Origin of the sequence: Nonomuraea cavernae (genome assembly GCF_014646355.1) — a bacterium.
Classification (GTDB): Bacteria; Actinomycetota; Actinomycetes; order Streptosporangiales; family Streptosporangiaceae; genus Nonomuraea; species Nonomuraea cavernae.
In genome coordinates, this window is the sequence record NZ_BMNH01000025.1 from 23,120 (window position 1) to 44,601 (window position 21,482).

21 protein-coding genes are annotated in these 21,482 nt (G+C 72.7%); 15 read left to right on the forward strand and 6 right to left on the reverse strand.

Annotation, left to right across the window (positions count from 1 at the left end; translation table 11 throughout):
• Positions 1 to 120 precede the first annotated feature (120 nt).
• The 6 genes from IEY82_RS29710 to IEY82_RS29735 all read left to right on the forward strand — a co-directional run bounded on the left by IEY82_RS29710 (position 121) and on the right by IEY82_RS29735 (position 3,967).
• Positions 121 to 633, forward strand: coding sequence for a ClpP family protease (locus IEY82_RS29710; RefSeq protein ID WP_229697726.1), 513 nt, complete (start codon positions 121 to 123; stop codon positions 631 to 633).
• Position 634: 1 nt separating this feature from the next.
• Complete coding sequence (locus IEY82_RS29715) at positions 635 to 1,252, forward strand: ATP-dependent Clp protease proteolytic subunit (RefSeq protein ID WP_189127562.1); 618 nt, start codon at positions 635 to 637, stop codon at positions 1,250 to 1,252.
• A gap of 154 nt (positions 1,253 to 1,406) precedes the next feature.
• Positions 1,407 to 2,378, forward strand: coding sequence for a helix-turn-helix transcriptional regulator (locus IEY82_RS29720; protein ID WP_189127563.1), 972 nt, complete (start codon positions 1,407 to 1,409; stop codon positions 2,376 to 2,378).
• Positions 2,379 to 2,408: 30 nt separating this feature from the next.
• A complete protein-coding gene (locus tag IEY82_RS29725) occupies positions 2,409 to 3,026 on the forward strand; it encodes a LysE family translocator (RefSeq protein ID WP_225263667.1) in 618 nt (205 codons plus the stop codon).
• A complete protein-coding gene (locus IEY82_RS29730; RefSeq protein WP_189127565.1) occupies positions 3,023 to 3,751 on the forward strand; it encodes an alpha/beta fold hydrolase in 729 nt (242 codons plus the stop codon). Before IEY82_RS29725 ends, IEY82_RS29730 begins: the two co-directional genes overlap by 4 nt.
• Before the next feature lie 3 nt (positions 3,752 to 3,754).
• A complete protein-coding gene (locus tag IEY82_RS29735) occupies positions 3,755 to 3,967 on the forward strand; it encodes a hypothetical protein (RefSeq protein WP_189127566.1) in 213 nt (70 codons plus the stop codon).
• Positions 3,968 to 3,974: 7 nt separating this feature from the next.
• On the opposite strand, the gene IEY82_RS29740 is transcribed toward IEY82_RS29735, so the two are convergent.
• Positions 3,975 to 4,397, reverse strand: a complete 423-nt coding sequence (locus IEY82_RS29740; protein WP_189127567.1) for an SRPBCC domain-containing protein — start codon at positions 4,395 to 4,397, stop codon at positions 3,975 to 3,977.
• Complete coding sequence (locus IEY82_RS29745; RefSeq protein WP_189127568.1) at positions 4,394 to 4,717, reverse strand: ArsR/SmtB family transcription factor; 324 nt, start codon at positions 4,715 to 4,717, stop codon at positions 4,394 to 4,396. The genes IEY82_RS29740 and IEY82_RS29745 overlap by 4 nt, the downstream gene beginning before the upstream one ends.
• Before the next feature lie 77 nt (positions 4,718 to 4,794).
• Here IEY82_RS29745 and IEY82_RS29750 point away from each other — a divergent pair, with 77 nt between their 5' ends.
• Positions 4,795 to 5,136, forward strand: coding sequence for a VOC family protein (locus IEY82_RS29750; protein ID WP_189127569.1), 342 nt, complete (start codon positions 4,795 to 4,797; stop codon positions 5,134 to 5,136).
• A gap of 59 nt (positions 5,137 to 5,195) precedes the next feature.
• On the opposite strand, the gene IEY82_RS29755 is transcribed toward IEY82_RS29750, so the two are convergent.
• Entirely contained in the window at positions 5,196 to 6,074 is an 879-nt protein-coding gene (locus IEY82_RS29755; protein ID WP_189127570.1) for an SCO6745 family protein, read from the reverse strand.
• A gap of 112 nt (positions 6,075 to 6,186) precedes the next feature.
• Between IEY82_RS29755 and IEY82_RS29760 the strand changes: the two genes are divergently transcribed.
• Positions 6,187 to 6,687 (forward strand): CGNR zinc finger domain-containing protein, encoded by a 501-nt coding sequence (locus IEY82_RS29760; protein WP_225263669.1) that lies wholly within the window; start codon positions 6,187 to 6,189, stop codon positions 6,685 to 6,687.
• 9 nt (positions 6,688 to 6,696) lie between these two features.
• Here IEY82_RS29760 and IEY82_RS29765 read toward each other — a convergent pair whose 3' ends face one another.
• From IEY82_RS29765 to IEY82_RS29775, 3 genes are all read right to left on the reverse strand, one after another.
• Complete coding sequence (locus IEY82_RS29765) at positions 6,697 to 8,007, reverse strand: sensor histidine kinase (protein ID WP_189127571.1); 1,311 nt, start codon at positions 8,005 to 8,007, stop codon at positions 6,697 to 6,699.
• 25 nt (positions 8,008 to 8,032) lie between these two features.
• Positions 8,033 to 8,686, reverse strand: coding sequence for a response regulator transcription factor (locus IEY82_RS29770; RefSeq protein WP_189127572.1), 654 nt, complete (start codon positions 8,684 to 8,686; stop codon positions 8,033 to 8,035).
• A gap of 317 nt (positions 8,687 to 9,003) precedes the next feature.
• Positions 9,004 to 10,041: a zinc-dependent alcohol dehydrogenase family protein gene (locus IEY82_RS29775; protein WP_189127573.1), complete on the reverse strand. Its 1,038-nt coding sequence runs from the start codon at positions 10,039 to 10,041 to the stop codon at positions 9,004 to 9,006.
• Between the two features lie 284 nt (positions 10,042 to 10,325).
• Between IEY82_RS29775 and IEY82_RS29780 the strand changes: the two genes are divergently transcribed.
• The 7 genes from IEY82_RS29780 (at position 10,326) to narI (ending at position 21,471) form a co-directional block, all read left to right on the forward strand.
• Positions 10,326 to 13,049, forward strand: a complete 2,724-nt coding sequence (locus IEY82_RS29780) for a multicopper oxidase domain-containing protein (RefSeq protein WP_189127574.1) — start codon at positions 10,326 to 10,328, stop codon at positions 13,047 to 13,049.
• Complete coding sequence (locus tag IEY82_RS29785; protein WP_189127575.1) at positions 13,046 to 13,480, forward strand: hypothetical protein; 435 nt, start codon at positions 13,046 to 13,048, stop codon at positions 13,478 to 13,480. Before IEY82_RS29780 ends, IEY82_RS29785 begins: the two co-directional genes overlap by 4 nt.
• Positions 13,481 to 13,628: 148 nt before the next feature.
• Entirely contained in the window at positions 13,629 to 14,813 is a 1,185-nt protein-coding gene (locus IEY82_RS29790) for an MFS transporter (RefSeq protein ID WP_189127576.1), read from the forward strand.
• Between the two features lie 28 nt (positions 14,814 to 14,841).
• Positions 14,842 to 18,489, forward strand: a complete 3,648-nt coding sequence (locus tag IEY82_RS29795; protein ID WP_189127577.1) for a nitrate reductase subunit alpha — start codon at positions 14,842 to 14,844, stop codon at positions 18,487 to 18,489.
• Positions 18,489 to 20,141, forward strand: a complete 1,653-nt coding sequence (gene narH / locus IEY82_RS29800) for a nitrate reductase subunit beta (RefSeq protein ID WP_189127578.1) — start codon at positions 18,489 to 18,491, stop codon at positions 20,139 to 20,141. The genes IEY82_RS29795 and narH overlap by 1 nt, the downstream gene beginning before the upstream one ends.
• Positions 20,138 to 20,746, forward strand: a complete 609-nt coding sequence (gene narJ / locus IEY82_RS29805; RefSeq protein ID WP_189127579.1) for a nitrate reductase molybdenum cofactor assembly chaperone — start codon at positions 20,138 to 20,140, stop codon at positions 20,744 to 20,746. Before narH ends, narJ begins: the two co-directional genes overlap by 4 nt.
• A complete protein-coding gene (gene narI, locus IEY82_RS29810) occupies positions 20,743 to 21,471 on the forward strand; it encodes a respiratory nitrate reductase subunit gamma (RefSeq protein ID WP_189127580.1) in 729 nt (242 codons plus the stop codon). Before narJ ends, narI begins: the two co-directional genes overlap by 4 nt.
• Positions 21,472 to 21,482: the final 11 nt, after the last annotated feature.

Below are 21,482 nucleotides of genomic sequence, written 5' to 3' on the forward strand. Positions count from 1 at the left end.
CGAAAAGGCGGGGTCACGCGTACGGCCCGGGTCTAGCGTCGGAGAAATAGTCCGGGAGAAAGGCGATCCGTGAGCGAAACCACCCGCACCCAGTGGCCCGACCAGCTCAGTCAGCGGCTCATGAGGGAACGAATCCTCGTTCTCGGCCAGGAGGTCGACGACGACATTTGCAACCGGCTCTGCGGCGAGCTGCTATTGCTCGCGGCCGAGGATCCCAAGCGTGACATAACGCTTTACATCAATTCGCCGGGCGGTTCGGTGTCGGCCGGCCTGGCACTGTACGACATGATGCAGTTCATCCCGTGCGACGTGGCGACGGTGGCGATGGGCTTCGCCGCCTCCATGGGCCAGATGCTGCTGTGCGCCGGCGCGCCGGGCAAGCGCTACGCCCTGCCCAACTCCCGGATCGTCATGCACCAGCCGCTCGGCGGCATCGGCGGCTCGGCGGCCGACATCCAGATCCAGGCCGAGAATCTGCTCTACACCAAGCGCCGGCTGGCCGAGCTGATCGCCCGTCACACCGGCCAGCCGCTGGAGCGCATCCAGGCCGACTCCGACCGCGACCGCTGGTTCACCGCCCAGGAGGCGCTGGAGTACGGCTTCGTCGACCACATCGCCGAAGGGCTCAACTGAGATGAGCGGACGTTACGTGCTGCCCTCCTTCACGGAGCGCACCTCCTACGGGATCAAGGAGATGAACCCGTACAACAAGCTGTTCGAGGACCGGGTCATCTTCCTCGGCACCCCGATCGACGACACGTCCGCCAACGACGTGATGGCGCAGCTGCTCACGCTGGAGTCGATCGACCCCGACCAGGACATCAACATCTACATCAACTCGCCGGGCGGGTCGTTCACCGCGATGGCCGCTATCTACGACACCATGCAGTTCGTCCGGCCGGAGATCCACACCGTCTGCATCGGGGAGGCCGCCTCGGCGGCGGCGGTCCTGCTGGCGGCGGGCACCCCGGGCAAGCGGGCCGCGCTGCCGCACGCGCGGGTGCTGCTCCACCAGCCGGCCACCGAGGGCGCGCGCGGCCAGTCGAGCGACCTGGAGATCCACGCCCGCGAGATCCTGCGCATGCGCGACCAGCAGGAGGAGATCCTGGCCCGGCACACCGGGCGCACGACGCTGGAGATCAGGCACGACCTCGAGCGCGACCGCATCTTCACCGCCGAGCAGGCCCGCTCCTACCGGCTGATCGACGACATCTACGCGTCGAGAAAGCGCACCCTGGTCCCGGCCCGCTGACGACCTGAGGTGGCGCGCCGGGGTTCCACCGGCGCGCCACCGTCGGCCGTCCGCCTGACGGACGGATCCCCGCGGTCGCCGGCCGTTCGGCTGACGGACGGATCCCCGTGACCGCCGGCCGTTCGGTCGACCGCGGGATCCCTACAATGGCGGCATGCGCGCCAGCCGCCTGCTCTCGCTCCTGCTGCTCCTGCAGACGCGCGGTCGCATGACGGCACCCGACCTGGCCGAGGAGCTGGAGGTGTCGGTCCGCACCGTCTACCGCGACGTGGAGGCGCTGTCGGCGGCCGGGGTGCCCGTCTACGCCGACCGCGGTCCGGCCGGCGGCTACCGGCTGCTCGACGGCTACCGCACCCGGCTCAACGGGCTGACGGCCGAGGAGGCGTCCTCGCTGTTCCTGGCCGCGCTGCCCGGCCCGGCCGCCGAGCTGGGGCTGGCCGAGGTGGCGGCCAACGCCGAGCTGAAGCTGCTGGCCGCGTTGCCGCCCGAGCCGCGCTCCCACGTCTCCCGGCTGCGCGAGCGGTTCCTGCTGGACGTGCCGGGCTGGTATCGCGAGGCCGACGACGTGCCGCGCCTCGGCGAGGTCTCCGAGGCGGTGTGGGAGCGGCGGCCGCTCCGGATGACCTACCGCCGCTGGGGCGGCAAGGTGGTCGAGCGGGTGGTCCACCCCTACGGCCTGGTCCTCAAGGGCGGCTCGTGGTATCTGGTCGCCACGCCCGTGGGACAGAACCCGCGCACCTACCGGGTCTCGCGCGTCCTGACGCTCGAGACGCTGCCCGGCCGCTTCGACCGGCCCGAGGATTTCGACCTGGCCCGGTTCTGGCGCTCCTACTCCCAGGAGTTCCGCGAGCGCATGTACACCGCCGAGGCCGTCATCAGGCTGGCCCCCGGCCGCGACGGCCTGCTCGCCTACACCATGGGCAACGACGTGGTGGCCGCGGCTCTGGCCGCCGCCGGCGAGGCCGACGCCGAGGGGTGGCGCACGCTGACCGTGCCGATCGAGTCGGTCACCCACGCCCGCTGGCTGCTGCTGCGCATGGGGGCCGGCGTGGAGGTGCTCGGGCCGCCCGAGCTGCGCGAGGCGATGGCGGAGACGGTCGCCGAGCTCGGGAAAATGTACGGGTGATCGCGGCAGACTTCTGCCACCATGCCGGTCATGTACCTCATAGCGTTCATCGGTGCCTGTGTCCTGGTGGCCATGGCCCCGGGCGTGAGCACCGCGGTCATCCTGCGCCAGACCGTCCGGGCGGGCAGGGGATCCGGCATGGCGGCCACGCTCGGCAACGAGACCGGCATCCTGGCGTGGGCACTGGCGGCCGCCTTCGGTCTGTCCGCGATGGTGCTGGCCTCGCAGCTGGCCTACGACGTGATGCGGATCGCCGGCGCGGTCGTCCTGGTGGTGATGGGCGCGCAGTCGCTCTGGCAGTCCCGCCAGAGCGCGCCCCGGATCGAGCCGGCGGACGCGGGCGTCGACGGGTGGCGCCGCTCCTACCTCACCGGGCTCGGCACCTGCCTGGCCAACCCGAAAGCCGCGGTGTTCGCGATGTCCTTCCTGCCGCAGTTCGTGCCGCCTGGGCAGAACATTCCGCTGACGCTGGTCGTGCTCGCCGTCGTCTGGGTGCTGGTCGACACGCTCTGGTACGGCCTGCTCGTCTGGGCGGCCGGCGCGGCCAAGGCGTTCCTAGCGAGGCCACGGGTGCGGAGACGGCTGGAGCGGATCTCCGGCGTCGTCCTCATCGGCCTGGGCGTCCGGCTGGCGGTGGAGTCCCGATGACGATCTGGTACGAAGAGGCAGGCTCGGGCGATCCGGTGGTGCTGCTGGCGTCGAGCGCGGCCGACGCCGGCATGTGGGACGGCCAGTGGGAGGCGCTGGCCGGGCGGTTCCGGGTCATCCGGGCCGACTACCGGGGCTTCGGCCGCACCCCGTACGAGGCGGCGGAGCCGTACAGTGACGCGGGCGACGTGCGGGAGGTGCTCCGCCTGCTGGGCGTGCGCCGGGCGGCGCTGGTCGGCTCCTCCTACGGGTGCCGGGTCGCGCTGCGGCTGTCGAGTCTGGCCGACCGGCTGGTGCTGCTCAACCCCGGTTCGGACCTGCCGGCGACGCCCGACCTGAAGGAGTTCGGGGCGGAGGAGAACCGGCTGCTGGAGGCGGGTGACGTGGCCGCCGCCGCCGAGCTCAACGCCCGCACCTGGCTCGGGCCCGAGGCCGACGCGGCCACCCGGGAGCGGCTGGTGGCCATGCAGGCCCACGCGTTCGCGATGCAGCTGGCCGCCGACCCGGAGCCGTCGCAGTTCGCGCCCGACTACACCCTGGCCGCCGTCGAGGCGCCCGCGCTGGTCGTCGGCGGCGCGCACGACCTGCCGTACTTCCAGCGCAGCGCCCGCCACGTCGCCGCCGGACTGCCGCGGGCCGAGCTGCTGGAGCTCGGCTGGGCCGGGCACCTGCCGGCTCTCGAACGTCCGAGGGAGATCGCCGCCCTGCTGCTGGACTACCTTTGACCCATGACGAACGACCTGGCGACCCTCATGCGGCAGGCTCAGGACGACGATCCGCTGCGGGCTCTGGAGGCCACCACGGCGCTGCGCCGCGAGCTGGAGCGGATGGAGGCGGTGCAGGTGCGCCGGGCCCGGGTGGCGGGGCTGCCCTGGGCGCAGATCGCCCACGCCATCGGAGTGAGCAAGCAGGCCGTGCACAAGAAGTACGGGCGGGGCTGAGCGAGGCTCAGGACCACTGGCGGGCGTACCATCCGAGCGCGATGTTCCACGAGTAGCCGCGCCTGATCCGCCCGGCCACGCCGGGCGGCAGCGTGTCGAGGCCGCGGTGCTCCAGCAGCACCTCGGTGCCGTCGTCGACGGGCGAGAAGGCCACCTCGATCTCCATCCGGCCGGTCGGGTTGAGCAGGTCGGCCCAGACGAGGCGACGCGGCGGGTCCCAGATGAGGATCCGGCCGGTGTCGACGTGACCGCCGTCGGACCACAGCTCGCGCAGGTAGCCGTCCTGGAACCGGATGCCGGACGCGCGGGCGGGGTCGACCCAGCTGTGCGGTCCGCGCACGTACCAGCTGTCGATCTCATCGGTGAAGATCCGGAACGCGGTGGCGGGGTCGACCGGCACCGTGACGCCGGCCCGCACGGAGGAGCTCACCGGCCGCGCTCCACGTGGTTCTTGAACGAGCCGAGCTGCTCGGCCCAGAACGCCTGCACCTGGTCGAGCCAGGCCTGAAGGGCGGTGAACGGCTCGGGGCGCAGGGTGTAGAGCCGCAGGCGGGCGTCCTCGCCGCCCGCCTCGGCCTGGACCAGCCCGCCGGCCCTCAGCACCCGGAGGTGCCTGCTCAGCGCGGGCGGGCTCATCTGGACGGCCTGGGCCAGCTCGCCGGCCGGCCGGGGCCCGTCGCGCAGCAGGTCGATCACCTTGCGCCGGGTGGGGTCGGCGAGCGCGGCCAGTGTCGCGTCCACATCGTTCATGTTGGCGTTAATCTTTAACCGCTTTCGTTATACTCTGACTCGTTAACGATAGCGCTGATTATTGCGGAGGTTCGCCGATGGTTGTCCAGCTGGGTTACTACACGCTGTCCGTCCAGGACCTCGACCGGGCGGCCGCCTTTTACGGCGCGCTGTTCGGCTGGGAGTTCAGGCGCGAGCACAAGAGCTCCCTGCACGTCACCAACACCGCCGTGCCGATGGGCCTCACCTCGACCGGGCCGTCGTCGCAGCCCAACCTCTACTACCGCGTCGACGACATCGACGCCGCCGTCAAGCAGGTGCGCGAGCTGGGCGGCACGACCGGGGAGGTGATGGACAGCAAGTCGGGACGCAGCTGTGCCTGCGTCGACGACCAGGGCACCGAGCTGAGCCTGTGGGAGCCCGCTCCCGGCTTCGACTGACCGTGTTCGCCGAGGCCTGACCGTGGCGGTGCCGTCGCCTCCCTTCCGGCGGGCGCCTGTCAGTCGGGGGCCTTGACGGTGGCGATGCCGAGGGTGCTGGTCATCGGCAGCAGGCCCGCCTCGAAGACCGCGCCCATGAACGGCAGGACGAGCCGCGCCAGCAGCTCCGCGCGCTCCTCGCCGAGCTTCCGCCACGGCTCGGCGGCCAGCTCGTCGGTCATCCGCTCCACCTGGTCGCGCAGCTCGCGGCCCGCCTGTGTGGCCTGGCCGTCGGCGCCGACCAGGCCGCGCGAGGCCAGCCGGTCCCGGGCGGCCGCCCACTCCTGCTCGCTCCACTCGCGTCCGGCGAAGCTCGCCACCGGAGCGGCGCCGACGGCGGCGAACGACACCAGAGACTCGCACGGGTCGAGCCCCGCGGCCAGCAGCGCCGTCAGGTGCCCGTCGCCGCGGTGCTCGCGCAGCACGGTGGCGGCCTGCCAGAGCGCCAGGTGCGGCTCGTCGGGCCAGGGCAGGTCGAGGTTGGCGGCGGCGAACGGCCGGTGCGCCACGGTTACGCTCTCCGCGGCGCGCTTGGCGAGCTCGGCCGCCTCGCTCACCTCGGGGGCCGCCACCTTCTCCCCGAGCAGGTCACGATAGGTCCGGTCGACCGCCCGCGACCGGGCCGCCAGCACCTGCTCGGGGGAGGCGGTGTCCCAGATCGCCGGAATGTGCTCGGCGATCATTCCGGGCGCGAAGCTGTAGTAGGTGGCGGTGGCCAGGCGCGAGCCCACCGCGCCCAGCGGGGCGGTGCGGTAGGCGAAGTAGCTCGGCCAGCGTGACTCCACGTCGTAGCCGAGCGCCGCGGCCTCCTCGAACCCCTGGGGCGAGAAGTACAGCGCGGCGTGGATGGGCTCAAGGTGGTGCCACAGGTGACGGGCAAGCTTGCGATAGGTGGACATGTCGTCGAGATCCTCACTGCCTAGATAAGGTATGACGGTGACGATAGACCCATGGCGCATCACTGGTCAATCCCAAATAGACAGTTATGTCGGGCGGTGGGTGGAGTTCGCCGTGCTGCTGGTGAACACACTGGCCGTGGACCGTGCCCACGGCCGTCCCGTATCTCCGCCCGCGGACGGCGCCGACCGGCTCAGCCACCTGCTCGCCGCCCTCCCCCCACCCGCCGGGCCGGTGACCGCCGACGACGCCGACCGGCTGGCCGAGGTGGCGGCCGAGCTCCGGCCGCTGTTCGCCGACGGGCCGCCGCCGGTCACCGGCCTGAACGAGTCGCTGGTACGGCACGGCGCGGTCCCCACCCTGTACGGCGATCCGCCCAAGCTGGGCTTCCACCGGCCGGAGGCCGGCCTGGTCGACGCCTGGGCGGCCGACGCCGGCACGGCCCTGGCCATGGTGATCGGGGTGGGGCAGGGGACGCGGCTCCGGTCCTGCCAGGCGGACGGCTGTGACCTGGTGTTCTTCGACGTCACCCGCAACGCCTCGCGCAGGTTCTGCGGGCTGTCGTGCCAGAACCGCGCCAAGGCCAGCGCCTACCGAGCCCGCCGCCGCGGCTGACCCCCCGGGTCACAGGGTGACGGTCACCTCAAGGCCGCCCTCCGGGAGCGGACGGACGTTCAGAGCGCCGTCGTGGGCCTGGACGATGGCGGCCACGATCGACAGGCCCAGCCCCAGACCGTCGCCGTCGGCCCTGCGGCGCGTTTCCAGGCGCTGGAAGGGCTGCAGGAGCGTGCCGGCCCTGTCGGGCGGGATCACCGGGCCGCTGTTGGCGACCCTGAGAGTGGGACGGCCGGACCGCACGGCGGTCGACACCGAGATCCAGCCGCCGGGCACGTTGTGCCGCACGGCGTTGTCCAGCAGGTTCGAGACCAGCCGCTCCAGCAGGGCGCGATCTCCCGAGGCGGGGGCGGGGCCGAGTGCGCGCTCGACCCGCACCCGCCGCCCGCCGGGGCCGCCGACGCTCCGGCGCAGCCGTGGGTCCGGGTGGTCGTCGTGGGCTTCGTCCCGGTCTCCGCTCCCGGCTCTGCTCTGGGCTTCATCCGGGTAGTCGTCCTGGTCTCTGTTCGGGTCCTCGTTCGGGTCCTCGTTCCCGTCCTCGGGCGGGGGCTCCCGTTGATCGAGGGCCTGCGCTGTGATCAGTGCCAGGTCCAGGGGCTCCCGGTGCTGGAGGCCCTGCTGGCTCCGGGCCAGGGTGAGCAGCGCCTCGATCAGCCGTTCCTGGTGCCGCCCGGCGGCCAGCAGCCGTTCCAGGACGGCCCGCAGTGCTCCGGCGTCGGCCTCCGGATCGCCGAGCGCGACCTCGGCCATGGCCCGCTGCAACGTCAGCGGCGTGCGCAGCTCGTGGGAGGCGTTGGCGACGAACCGCCGCTGCGCCGTGAACGCGGCCTCCAGCCGGTCCAGCAGCTCGTCGAAGGTGTCGGCCAGCTCCTTCAGCTCGTCGTCCGGCCCCGGCGCGGCCAGCCGCCGGTCGAGCCGGTCGGCCGTGATGCGCCGTACGGTGGCGGTCATGTCGCCCAGCGGCCGCAGCACCCGCCCGGCCATCAGCCAGCCCAGGAGCATCGATGCGAAGGCCATGACCACCAGTGCGATCAGGGAGTTGACCAGCAGCCGGCGCAGGCTCGCGGCCTGCTCCGCCTCGATCCCCGGCGTCGTGACCGGAGGTTCGAGCCCGTCGGGCGGGCTGAGCGGGCTGAGCGGGCTGAGCGGGCTGGGCGGGCTGAGCGGGTCGGGCAGGTCGGGCGGGTCGGGGGCGGTCGGCGGGCCGGGGAAGGGGGAGTGCTCGACGAGGAGATAGATGAGGGCGACCAGCAGCGCCCCGGCGACCAGGAACAGCCCGCTGTAGAGCAGGGTCAGCCGCAGCCGGACCGTCCACCTCATGGAGACTCCTTGACCGGGGCGGGCATCAGATCCGGTATCCGGCCTGGGGGACCGTCTCGATCAGCGGCGGGTCGCCGAGTTTGCGGCGTAACCGGCTGACCGTCACCTTCACGGTCTGCGTGAACGGGTCGGCGAACTCGTCCCAGCCCCGTTCCAGGAGCTGTTCGGCGGAGACCACGGCCCCCCGGGCGGACAGCAGCAACTCCAGCACGGCGAACTCCTTGGGGCTCAACGGCAGCCGCTGCCCGTCGCGGGTGGCGATCCGGGTGGCCGGGTCGAGCCGCAGGTCGCCGTGGACCAGCACCGGAGGCAGGGCCGGCCGTGAGCGCCTGGCCAGCGCCCGGATCCGGGCGACCAGCTCGGCGAACGCGAACGGCTTGGGCAAGTAGTCGTCGGCGCCCAGGCCCAGCCCGGTCACCTTGTCGTCGATGGTCGCGGCGGCGGTGAGCATGAGCACCCGCGCCGGGTAGCCCGCCCTGGTCAGCGCCCCGCACACGTCGTCACCGTGCAGGCCCGGCAGGTCGCGGTCGAGGACGACGACGTCGTAGTCGTTGACCGCCGTGCGATCGAGCGCGGCCTCACCGTCCAGCGCCACGTCCACGGCCATGCCCTCGCGGCGCAGCCCCATGGCCACGGTCTGGGCCAGCTCCTCGTGGTCCTCGACCACCAGCACTCTCACGATCCCCCAGAATGCCCCGCGCCCGGTAACAGCGGGGTAACCACCGCCGTTCCCGCCCCGTAACCGGCTCCCGGCTTGTCTGGCTGCCACGACGACCTGTCGGCAGAGAAGGAGAATCACCATGGCAACCGGAAAGATCAGCAGGGCGATTCTCGCCGCCACGGTGCTCATCGTGGCGGTGGGGGCGGCCGGATCGGCGGATGTGCGGGCTCCGTCGCCCCCGGTGCCGCCCTCGGCTCCGGCGGCGCCTCCGGTTCCAGAGGCGCCCCCAGCTCCAGAGGCGCCCCCGGCCCCGGAGCTCCCTTCCTGACGCGCGGTCAGCGGGTCAGGACGACCTTGAGCGCGCCCGTCGCCTCCGGGGCGGAGAAGGTGTCATAGGCGGCGGACATCTCGTCCAGGGGGAAGCGGTGCGTGACGAACTTCCCCGGGTCCAGCCGCCTGGCGGTGATCATGTCGAGCAGCGCCGGCGTGGAGTAGGTGTCGACCAGGCCGGTGGTGATCGTGACGTTGCGGATCCACAGATCCTGCAGACGCAGGGGCACCGACTCGCCGTGCACGCCGACGTTGGCCACGTGGCCACCGGCCCGGATCAGCCGGGTGCACTGCTCGAAGGTCTCGGGCACGCCGACCGCCTCGATGGCGACGTCGGCGCCCAGCCCGCCGGTCAGCTCGGCCACCGCCGCGGACGCGTCGTCACCGGCGCCGACGACCACGTCCGCGCCGAACTGCTTGGCGGCCTCCAGCCGGGACTGCGCGAGGTCGACGGCCACGATGTGGCTCGGTGTGAACAGCTGCGCGGTGGCGATCGCGGCCAGGCCGATGGGGCCGGCGCCCACGACGACCACCGTGTCGCCGGGCCGCACCCGGCCGTTGAGCACGCCGACCTCGTAGGCGGTCGGCAGGATGTCGGCCAGCATCAGCGCGGCCTCGTCCTCCACCCCTTCGGGCAGCAGGTAGGTCGAGGTGTCGGCGAACGGCACGCGTACGTACTCGGCCTGGGTGCCGTCGATCAGGTGCCCCAGGATCCAGCCGCCGCCGCCCAGGCACTGCCCGTACATGCTCTCGCGGCAGTAGCGGCAGCGCCCGCACGCCGAGACGCACGAGACCAGCACCCGGTCGCCCTCCTTGACGGTGGTGACGGCGTCGCCGGTCGCCGTCACGGTGCCGACCGCCTCGTGGCCGAGGATCCGGCCCGGTGTCACGGCCGGCACGTCGCCCTTGAGGATGTGCAGGTCGGTGCCGCAGATGGTGACCGCGTCCACGCGAACGACCGCGTCCGTCGGCGCGGTGAGCCGCGGCTCGGGAACCTCTTCCCAGGAGCGTCGCCCCGGTCCGTGATAGATGAGTGCCTTCATCGTGGCCTCCTCGTGGTTCTCCTCCTTCCCACGCTGTCCGCTGCCGGCCGGGGCAGGGTAGGGGCGAAGGTCCCACCGCACGGGTACCTTCGCCTCGGGGCGGGCGGGCCCGAGCCGCGGCGACCGAGGACTTTGGTCCCACCGATCACGGACTTTGCGCCCCTGCGCGGGGCGGGAGGCGGGGCCTAGCCTGTCGTGGCCGTTCCGTCCATGAGCGGGCTGTCACATGCCCGCCGGACCAGCCAGGCCGGACGAGATTCGCCGGGCCGGAAGAGAGGCGCTGGATGCCACCCGTCGAGGTGAAGATCGGAGCCAGACCGGAGAACCGGCCGCCCGTCCCGCCCGCGCGTTCCCGTGCCTCGTGGCACGTCCGGGCGAACGCCGTCGTGCTCGCCTGGCTGGCCTTGACCATCGTGGCCGCGCTCGCCCAGGGCGAACTGCCCGCGCCCCGCTGGCTGGTGGTCCACGTCTTCCTGCTCGGCGCGATCAGCACCGCCATCCTCATCTGGAGCGAGCACTTCGCCACGGTGCTGCTCCGCGCCCGGACCCCGGAGCCACCGCGGGGCGGCGTCGCCCGGCTCGGCGCCCTCAACGCCGGGACCGTGGCCGTGCTGTACGGCGTGGCCGTGGGGCCGTGGCCGGTGGCGGCGGCCGGGGCCGCCCTGGTCGTGGCCGCCGTGACCTGGCACGCGGTCGTGCTCGCCGGAATGGTCAGGCGGGCACTGCCCGGCCGGTTCGGTCATGTCGTCGGCTGGTACCTCGCCGCGGCTGGCGCGCTGGTGGCGGGCGGCGTGCTGGGCGGCCTGCTCGCGGCGCAGCCCGGTGGCGGAGCCCTGCACGAGCGGGCGCAGGCCGCGCACGCCCAGGCGAACCTGCTCGGCTGGGTGGGGCTGACCGTGCTCGGCACGTTGTTCACGCTGTGGCCGACGGTGCTGCGCACGCGGATCTCCGAGTTGACCCGGCGCTGGTCGCGCGCCGCGCTGTGGCTGTCGGTGGCGGGGCTCGCGGTGACGGTGGCCGGACTCCTTCCCGGCCTGCGCTGGGTCGCCGTCGCCGGGCTCGTGACGTACGCCGTGGCCGTGGCCGTGGCGCTGGCCCCGCCGGTCGAGACCCTGCGGCGGCGCCGTCCGCACACGGCGGCGTCCTGGACGCTGGCGGCCGGCGTGGTCTGGTTCGAGGTCGCGCTCGTGGCCGAGGTGGTCGTGGTCGCCACGCGTCCCGTCGAGCGGGTGGCGGCCGGGCTGGAGCCGTTGCTGCCGCTGATCCTCGCCGGGTTCGCCGGCCAGGTGCTGGTCGGCTCGCTCACGCACCTGCTGCCGGCGGTGCTCGGCGGCGGGCCGCCCCGGTTCAAGCGCAACGCCGCCCTGGTCGAGCGCGGCTGGGCGTACCGGCTGGCGGCGACCAACCTCGGCGTCCCGCTGCTGGCGCTGCCGGTGCCCGGACCGCTCCGCCTGCTCGGCTGGGCGCTCGTCCTCGCCCCGGCGGCGGCCTTCGTCGTCCTGGCCGTGACCGCGCTCGCCAGAACCGTGTCGGCCGGTACGGGACCCGCCGGGACCGGACCCGCCGGTACGGGGCCGGCCGCGAGCGGAGCGGTCGGTACCGGGCCCGCCAGGGCCGCGGCGGTCGGTACGGGGCCGGCCGCGAGCGGAGCGGACGCGGGCCCGCCGAGCGACGGCCGCCGGTCGCGGGTGTCGCCCGCCCACGTCGGCGTGCTGATCGGATGCCTGCTGACCGCGCTGGCCGTGGTGGGCGCGATGTCCGGCGCGGGCGGCCCGGCCCGCACGCGGGTCGCGCCCGGCGCCGAGCAGACGGTGGAGGTCACGCTCAGGGGCATGCGCGTGCAACCCGGGGTGATCGAGGCCGAGCCGGGCACCGTGCTGACGCTGAAGGTCGTCAACGCCGACGCCCAGCGGCACGACCTGAGGCTGTCCACCGGAGAGCGCACCCCGGAGCTGGCGCCCGGCGAGAGCGCGGTGCTCAAGCTGGCCCCGCTCGCCGGGCCGGTGGACGGCTGGTGCACGCTCGCCGGGCACCGGGCCGCGGGCATGACCATGCGGATCGTGCCCACGACCGCGGCGGCGGCCGCGCATTCCGCACAGTCCTCGCCGCCCGGCGGCGACCACGCGCATACCCCGGGCGCGCGGCTGGATCCGGCCGCGCCGATGCCGTCCGGCTGGAAGCCGTTCGAGGCCGCCCTGGCACCCGCGCCCTCCGGGGCCGAGCACCACGTCGAGATCCGGGTGCAGGAGACCGACCTGGACGTGGCCCCCGGGGTCCGGCAGCGGATGTGGACGTTCAACGGCACGCTCCCCGGCCCGGTCCTGCGCGGCCGGGTGGGCGACCTGTTCGTGGTGACGTTCGTCAACGACGGGGCGATGGGGCACGGCGTCGACTTCCACGCGGGCGCCCTCGCTCCCGACGAGCCGATGCGCACGATCGACCCGGGGGAGCGGCTCACCTACCGCTTCCGCGCCGCCCACGCCGGAGCGTGGCTCTACCACTGCTCGACGATGCCGATGAGCCAGCACATCGCCAACGGCATGTACGGCGCGGTGATCATCGATCCGCCGGGCCTGCCGCCCGTGGACCGCGAGTACGTGCTCGTCCAGGGCGAGCTCTACCTCGGCACGCCGGACGCCAGGGCCGCCGCGGTCACCGAGGGCCGCCCGGACGGCTGGATGTTCAACGGCGCCGTGGCGGGCTACAGGCACGCCCCGCTCACCGCCGAGGCCGGTGAGCGGGCCCGGATCTGGGTGGTGACCGCCGGGCCGGGCACGGGCACCGCGTTCCACGTGGTGGGCGCCCCGTTCGACACCGTCTACAAGGAGGGCGCCTACCTGCTGCGCGAGGACGACCCGGGCGGCGCCCAGGTGCTGGACCTGGCGCCCGCGCAGGGCGGCTTCGCCGAGCTGGTGTTCCCCGAGGCCGGGCACTATCCGTTCGTGGACCACCACATGCGCAGAGCGGAGACGGGCGCCTCCGGGATCTTCAAGGTGAGCGCGCCATGACGTGGTGGTCGGTCGTCAGGTTCCTGCATGTGCTGTCGGCGGCCCTGTGGGTCGGCGGGCAGCTCACGGTGTCGCTCGTGGTGCTGCCGCTGGCCCGCCGGATGCTCGACACCGACCGGCGCGCGGACGTGCTGCGGGCGGTCGGCAGGCGGTTCGGCATGTTCACCGGCGCGGTGTTCCTGCCGGTGCAACTCGCCACCGGTGTCGCCATCGCCGTCCACAAGGGCGTCACCTGGGCGTCGCTGGCCGAGCCCGGCTACGGCCGGACCCTCGCCGCCAAGCTGCTGCTGTTCTGCGTGGTCATGGCCGCCGCCGCGCTGCACGGGTGGGCCACGGGGCGGCGGCCTGGCGTCGCCCGGGCACTGGCCGTGATCTCCCTGGTGGGGTCCGTGGGGATCGTCCTGCTGGCGACCGCTCTGCCCGCCACCTGAGCCCGATCTTCGGGCACCCGGCGGTTCAGGGCTCCGAGGGAACGGTTTAGGACCCAGAAAGAGGGGACCAAAGACCCTTAAAGGATCACCCTGATCCCCACAAAGCTGGCAGGGCCCCACGTACGGCACGAAGGGATAGGACCTGACGATGGCTGCCGTTCCCCTGACCCGCGAGCAGACCCGTGGCCGGACCACGGCACTCGCCCTGGCGACCGCGGCTTTCGCGGTGAACTTCTGGGCCTGGGCGCTGCTGAGCCCCCTGGGCCCGGTCTACAAGGAACTGCTGGGGTTGAGCGCGTTCGCCGTCTCCCTCCTGGTCGCGGTCCCGGTGATCGTCGGCTCGCTCGGCCGGATGGTGCTCGGCGCGCTGACCGACAGGTACGGCGGACGGCTGGTGTTCGGCGTCTGCAGCCTGATCGGCGTGCTGCCCGTGCTCTTCCTGGCCTTCGCCGAGAGCTACCCGGCGCTGCTGGCCGGCGGCCTGCTGCTGGGCATCACCGGCGCGACCTTCGCCATCGGCGTGCCGTACGTCAACGGCTGGTTCCCGCCGGAGCGGCGCGGCCTGGCGCTGGGCATCTTCGGGATGGGCAACATCGGCACGGCCGTCTCCGGGTTCGCCACCCCGTGGCTGGCCACCGAGTTCGGCCGGCCCGCCCCCTTCTTCGCGGTCGCGGTGGCCCTGGTGGCCGTCGGGCTGGCCTTCCTCACGATGGGCCGCAACGCCCCCGGCACGCAGGCGGCCACGGAGCCGTTCCTGACCAGGTTCACCGCCGCCGCCCGGCTGCGCGTCACCCGCGAACTGGCCGCGATGTACGCGCTGACCTTCGGCGGTTTCGTCGCGTTCGGCGTCTATCTGCCGTTGTATCTGGGCGCCGTCTACGACCTGACCGTCGCCGACGCGGCGGCAAGGACCGCCGGATTCGTGGTGCTGGCCACCCTGGCCCGCCCGGCCGGCGGCTGGCTGGCCGACCGGGTGGGCGGGCCGCTGGTGCTGAGCTGGGTGCTCGCCGCGGTCTTCGGCTGCGCGATCGTCGTCTCGTTCGCCCCGGGCATGCTCCTGGCCACGGTCGGCTTCCTGGCCATGGCCGCCGCGCTCGGCCTCGGCAACGGCGCGGTCTTCGCCATCCTGGGCCGGTCCGTGCCCGGCACGATGGTGGGCAGCGCCACCGGCGTGGTGGGAGCCGCCGGCGGCCTGGGCGGGTTCCTGCCGCCCATCGTGATGGGGCTCATCTTCCAGGCCACCGGCTCCTACTCCATCGGCCTGATGCTGCTGGCGGCCATGGCGCTCGGCGCCTTCGTTTACTGCTGGTTCGTCCTGCGCGCACGCGACTGAACCACCGATCGAGAAAGAAGGACCCCACATGTCGGGTATGGACGGACCGGTCAGTGACGCACTGCTCCAACTGGGCAGGCACCTGCGTCCCGGCCGGGTCTCGGACGACCTGCGCACCCTGCACCAGATCGGCGGCCGGCAGGGCGACGCTTTTTACCGCGACCGGTGGAGCCACGACAAGGTGGTGCGCTCCACCCACGGCGTCAACTGCACCGGCTCCTGCTCCTGGAAGGTGTACGTCAAGGACGGCGTGATCACCTGGGAGGCGCAGCAGACCGACTATCCCAGCGTGGGCGGTGACCGGCCGGAGTACGAGCCGCGCGGCTGCCCGCGAGGGGCCGCCTTCTCCTGGTACACCTACTCGCCCACCCGGGTGCGCTTCCCCTACGCGCGCGGCGTGCTGGTGGAGATGTACCGGGAGGCCAAGGCCAGGCTGGGTGACCCGGTCGCGGCCTGGGCGGAGATCACCTCCGACCCGGTCAGGCGGCGGCGCTACCAGTCGGCCCGAGGCAAGGGCGGGCTGGTCCGGATCACCTGGGACGAGGCGACCGAGATCATCGCGGCGGCGCACGTGCACACCATCAAGGAGTACGGGCCCGACCGGGTGGCGGGCTTCTCGCCGATCCCGGCCATGTCGATGGCCTCGCACGCCGCCGGCTCCCGCTTCGTCTCGCTGATCGGCGGGGCGATGCTGTCGTTCTACGACTGGTACGCCGACCTGCCGGTGGCCTCCCCGCAGGTGTTCGGCGACCAGACCGACGTCCCGGAGTCGGCCGACTGGTGGGACGCGTCCTACCTCATGCTGTGGGGCTCGAACGTGCCGGTCACCCGCACCCCCGACGCGCACTTCATGGCCGAGGCCCGCTACCGGGGTCAGAAGGTCGTGGTGCTCTCGCCCGACTACAGCGACGCGGCCAAGTTCGCCGACGAGTGGCTGGCCCCGCGTCCGGGCACCGACGGCGCGCTGGCCATGGCGATGGGCCAGGTGATCCTCAAGGAGTTCTTCACCGACCGCCCGACGCCCTACTTCACCGACTACGTCAAGCGTCACACCGACCTGCCGTTCCTGGTGCGGCTGCGCGAGCACGAGGGCGGCTCGTACCTGCCGGACAAGTTCCTCACCGCGGCCGACCTGGGGCAGGAGGGCAAGGAGGAGGCGTTCAAGACGGTCGTGCTGGACTCACGGACCGGCGAGGCGGCGGTGCCCAACGGCTCGCTCGGCTTCCGCTTCGCCGAGCAGGGGCAGGGCCGCTGGAACCTCGACCTGGGCGATCTCGACCCGGCCCTGACCGTCTACGGCGGCGAGGCCGTCACGGTCGCGCTGCCCCGCTTCGACACCGGCGACGACGGCGGCGTGCTGGAGCGCGGCGTCCCGGTCCGGCGGATCGGCGGCCACCTGGTCACCACCGTGTACGACCTGATGCTCGCCCAGTACGGCGTGGCCCGCGAGGGCCTGCCCGGCAGGTGGCCGGCCGGCTACGACGACGCGGACGAGCCGTACACTCCGGCCTGGCAGGAGCGCGTCACCTCGGTCCCGGCGGCCCAGGCGATCCGGGTCGCGCGCGAGTGGGCCCGCAACGCCGAGGAGTCCAACGGCCGCTCCATGATCATCATGGGGGCGGGGACCAACCACTGGTTCCACTCCGACACGATCTACCGCTCCTTCCTGGCGCTGACCACGCTGACCGGCTGCCAGGGCGTCAACGGCGGCGGCTGGGCCCACTACGTCGGCCAGGAGAAGTGCCGGCCGGTCACCGGCTGGGCGCAGCTGGCCGGCGGCCTCGACTGGTCGCGCCCGCCCCGGCAGATGATCGGCACCGCCTACTGGTACCTGCACACCGACCAGTGGCGCTACGACACCTACTCCGCCGACGTCGTCTCCTCCCCGCTCGGCGGCGGCGCGTTCGCCGGCAAGGCCACCGCGGACCTGCTGTCGCAGTCGGCGCGGATGGGCTGGATGCCGTCCTACCCCACGTTCGACCGCAACCCGCTCGACCTGGCCGACGAGGCCGCCGCCGCGGGGCGCGAGGTCGGGCCGTACATCACCGAGCAGGTCGCCTCCGGCGGCCTCGGCTGGGCCTGCGAGGATCCCGACGCGCCCGCCAACTGGCCGCGCGTGCTGACCGTGTGGCGGGCCAACCTGCTGGGCTCGTCGGCCAAGGGCAACGAGTACTTCCTGCGCCACCTGCTGGGCACCGACTCGTCGGTGCGGGCCGAGGAGGCGGGGCCGGAGCAGCGGCCCGAGAGCCTCGCCTGGCCGGAGGAGGCGCCGAGGGGCAAGCTCGACCTGCTGCTGTCACTGGACTTCCGGATGACCTCCACCACGCTGTTCTCCGACATCGTGCTGCCCGCCGCCACCTGGTACGAGAAGCACGACCTGTCGTCCACCGACATGCACCCGTTCGTGCACGCCTTCTCCCCGGCCATCGACCCGCCCTGGCAGACCCGCACCGACTTCGCCGCGTTCCACGCCATCGCCGCGGCCTTCAGCGCGCTGGCCGAGACGCACCTCGGCACCCGCACGGACGTCGTGGCCGTGCCGCTGCTGCACGACACGCCCGACGAGCTGGCCACCCCGCACGGGCGGGTGCGCGACTGGCGGACCATGGGCACGCGGCCGACCCCCGGCGTCGACTTCCCCAAGCTCGTCACCGTCGAACGCGACTACGGCGCCGTCGCGGCGAAGATGGCCTCGCTCGGGCCGCTGACCGAACGGCTCGGCGCCACCACCAAGGGCCTCACCTTCGACCTGGCCGCCGAGGTCGAACGGCTGGGCCGGACCAACGGCACGACGGCGGACGGGCGGCCGTCGCTGGCGACCGACATCGCGATGTGCGAGGCCATCCTGGCCCTGTCGGGCACCACGAACGGCCGGCTGGCCGCCCAGGGCTTCGCCACGCTGGGCCGCCGTACCGGGACGTCCTTCGACGGCCTGGCCGACGAGCACCGGCGCATCACGTTCGCCGACACCCAGGCGCGGCCGGTGCCGGTGATCACCTCGCCCGAGTGGTCGGGCAGCGAGACGGGCGGGCGGCGCTACTCGGCGTTCACCACCAACGTCGAGCATCGCAAACCCTGGCACACCCTCACCGGCCGCCAGCACTTCTACCTCGACCACGACTGGATGCAGGAGGCGGGTGAGGCGCTGCCGGTCTACCGGCCGCCGTTGAACATGACCGCGATGTTCGGCGAGCCGGGCGTCGGCGAGTCGGGGGTGGACGGGATCACGGTGCGCTACCTCACCCCGCACTCCAAGTGGTCCATCCACTCGGAGTACCAGGACAACCTGCTCATGCTCACCCTGTCACGCGGCGGGCCGACCATCTGGATGAGCCCGGCGGACGCGGCCAAGGCGGGCATCGACGACAACGACTGGATCGAGGCGGTCAACCGCAACGGGGTCGTCGTCGCCCGCGCCGTCGTCTCGCACCGCATGCCCGAGGGCACCGTGTACATGTACCACGCGCAGGAACGCGTGGTGGACGTGCCCAAGACCGAGGCGTCCGGGCGGCGCGGCGGCATCCACAACTCGCTCACCCGCCTGCTGGTCAAACCCACCCACCTGATCGGCGGCTACGCCCAGCTGTCGTTCGCCTTCAACTACCTCGGGCCCACGGGAAACCAGCGCGACGAGGTCACCGTCATCCGGCGCCGTTCCCAGGAGGTCGACTACTGATGAGAGTCATGGGCCAGCTGGCCATGGTGATGAACCTGGACAAGTGCATCGGCTGCCACACCTGCTCGGTCACCTGCAAGCAGGCCTGGACCAACCGGGCCGGCACCGAGTACGTCTGGTTCAACAACGTCGAGACCCGTCCCGGGCAGGGCTACCCCCGCACCTACCAGGACCAGAAGAAGTGGAAGGGCGGCTGGGAGCTGAACGGGCGCGGCCGGCTGAAGCTGCGCGCCGGAGGCCGGCTGCACAAGCTCCTCACCATCTTCGCCAACCCGCTCATGCCGTCCATCGGCGACTACTACGAGCCGTGGACCTACGACTACGACCGGCTCTTCTCCGCCCCCGCCACCGAGGACACGCCGGTCGCCCGGCCCAGATCGCTCATCAGCGGCCTGCCGACGAAGATCACCTGGAGTGCCAACTGGGACGACAACCTGGCCGGCTCCCCGCAGCTGGCCTCCGCCGACCCGGTGCTGCGCAAGCTGTCGGACCAGGTGAAGCTGGAGTTCGAGCAGGCGTTCATGTTCTACCTGCCGCGCATCTGCGAGCACTGCCTCAACCCGTCGTGCGTGGCCTCCTGCCCGTCCGGCGCGATGTACAAGCGCGCCGAGGACGGCATCGTGCTGGTCGACCAGGACCGCTGCCGGGGCTGGCGCATGTGCGTGACCGGCTGCCCGTACAAGAAGGTGTACTTCAACCACCGCACCGGCAAGGCCGAGAAGTGCACCTTCTGCTATCCCCGGGTCGAGGTGGGCATCCCGACCGTCTGCTCCGAGACGTGCGTGGGCCGGCTGCGCTACATCGGCCTGATCCTGTACGACGCCGACCGCGTCATGGACGCGGCCTCGGTGCCCGACGAGAAGGACCTGTACGAGGCGCAGAAGAGCGTGCTGCTGGACCCGGACGACCCCGAGGTGATCGCGGGCGCGCGCGCCTCCGGCATCCCCGAGGACTGGCTGGACGCGGCGCGCCGCTCGCCCATCCACAAACTGATCTTCGAGTACGGCGTCGCGCTCCCGCTGCATCCCGAATACCGCACGATGCCGATGGTCTGGTACATCCCGCCCCTGTCGCCGATGGTCGACGCGCTGGCCGGCACCGGCCACGACGGCGAGGACGCGGGCAACCTGTTCGGCGCGATCGACTCCCTGCGCATCCCGGTCGAGTACCTGGCCGAGCTGTTCACGGCCGGCGACCCCGAGCCGGTGCGGGCCTCGTTGCGCCGCCTGGCCGCCATGCGCTCCTACATGCGCCGCCTCAACCTCGGCCAGAGCCCCGACGAGAGCATCGCCGCGTCGGCCGGCCTGACCGGCGAGCAGGTCGAGGGCATGCACCGGCTGCTCGCCCTGGCCCCCTACGCCGAGCGTTACGTGATCCCCAAGGCACACGCCGAGCAGGCCGGGGAGCTGGAGGAGTCGTTCGCCGGGTGCAGCCTCGACTACGAGGGCGGCCCCGGCATGGGCGGCCCGTTCGGCGAGGCGAGCGGCGTGCCCGCGCCGGTGGCGGTGGAGAACTTCCACGCGCTCAAGGACCGCCAGGGGAGCGGCGCCCTGGTCGATCCGGCCGACCGTTCCGGCCGCGTCAACCTGCTCAACTGGGACGGCAAGGGGATGCCCGACGGCCTGTTCCCCAAGCGCGAGGAGAAGTCATGAGCGACCGCGCGGTGCACCTGACGGCCTCGGTGCTGCTCGGCTACCCCGACGAGCGGCTGGCCGGGGCGGTGCCGCTGCTGGCCGAGACCGTGGCCGGGCTGCCGGCGGGCGAGCCGGCCAGGCGCCTGACCGCCTTCCTCGACCACCTGGCCGTCACCCCGGTGGCCGAGCTGGCCGAGCACTACGTGGCGACGTTCGACCTCAAGCGCCGCTGCTGCCTGTACCTCAGCTATTACGCCTACGGCGACACCCGCAAGCGCGGGATGGCGCTGCTGCGGTTCAAGCACGCCTTCCGGGAGGCCGGGTTCGAGCTCGCCGACGGTGAGCTGCCCGACCACCTGGCCGCCGTCTGCGAGCTGTCCGGCCGGGGCGCGACCGAGCAGGCGACGCGGCTGCTCCGCGAGCACCGGGCGGGCCTGGAGACGCTGCTGGCCGCCCTGCGGGACGAACGCTCGCCCTACCAGGACGTGGTCGCCGCCGTCCTGGCCACCCTGCCGCCGCCGACCGCGCGCGAGCGCGCCGCCGTGGCCCGGCTGGCGGCCGAGGGGCCGCCGGTCGAAGAGGTCGGCCTGCAACCCTTCACGATCCCCGGAGACCCCCGATGAACGCGCTGGACCTGCTCCTGTGGGTGGCCGCCCCGTACGTGGCCCTCACCGTGTTCGTGCTCGGCCACGTGTGGCGCTACCGCTACGACAAGTTCGGCTGGACGACGCGCTCCTCCCAGATGTACGAGTCGCGGCTGCTGCGCGTCGGCAGCCCGTTGTTCCACTTCGGTCTCCTGGTGGTGATCCTCGGCCACGTCGGCGGCCTGGTGATCCCGAAGTCCTGGACGGAGGCGGTGGGCGTCACCGAGGAGGCCTACCATCTGGTGGCCGTCGTGCTCGGCACCGTCGCGGGCGTGTGCACGCTGGCCGGCCTCGCCATTCTCGTCTACCGCCGCCGCACCGTGGGCCCCGTCTTCACCGCCACCACCCGCAACGACAAGCTCATGTACGCCGTCCTGGTCCTGGTGATCGTGCTGGGCCTGGCCGCGACCGTCGCCGCCAACGTCATCGGCGGCGGCTACGACTACCGTTCCACCATCTCGCCCTGGTTCCGGTCGGTCTTCGCCTTCCAGCCGAAGGCGGAGCTCATGGCCGGGGCGCCGCCGCTCTTCCAGGCCCACGCGCTCAGCGCGCTCCTGCTCTTCGCGATCTGGCCGTTCACCCGGCTGGTGCACATGCTGACCGCGCCGATCGGCTACCTCACGCGCCCGTACATCGTCTACCGCTCCCGCGACGACCGGCCGGGCCGCCCGGCGCGAGGCTGGGAGCCGAGCAACCGGCCCTGAGCCCCGCCCCG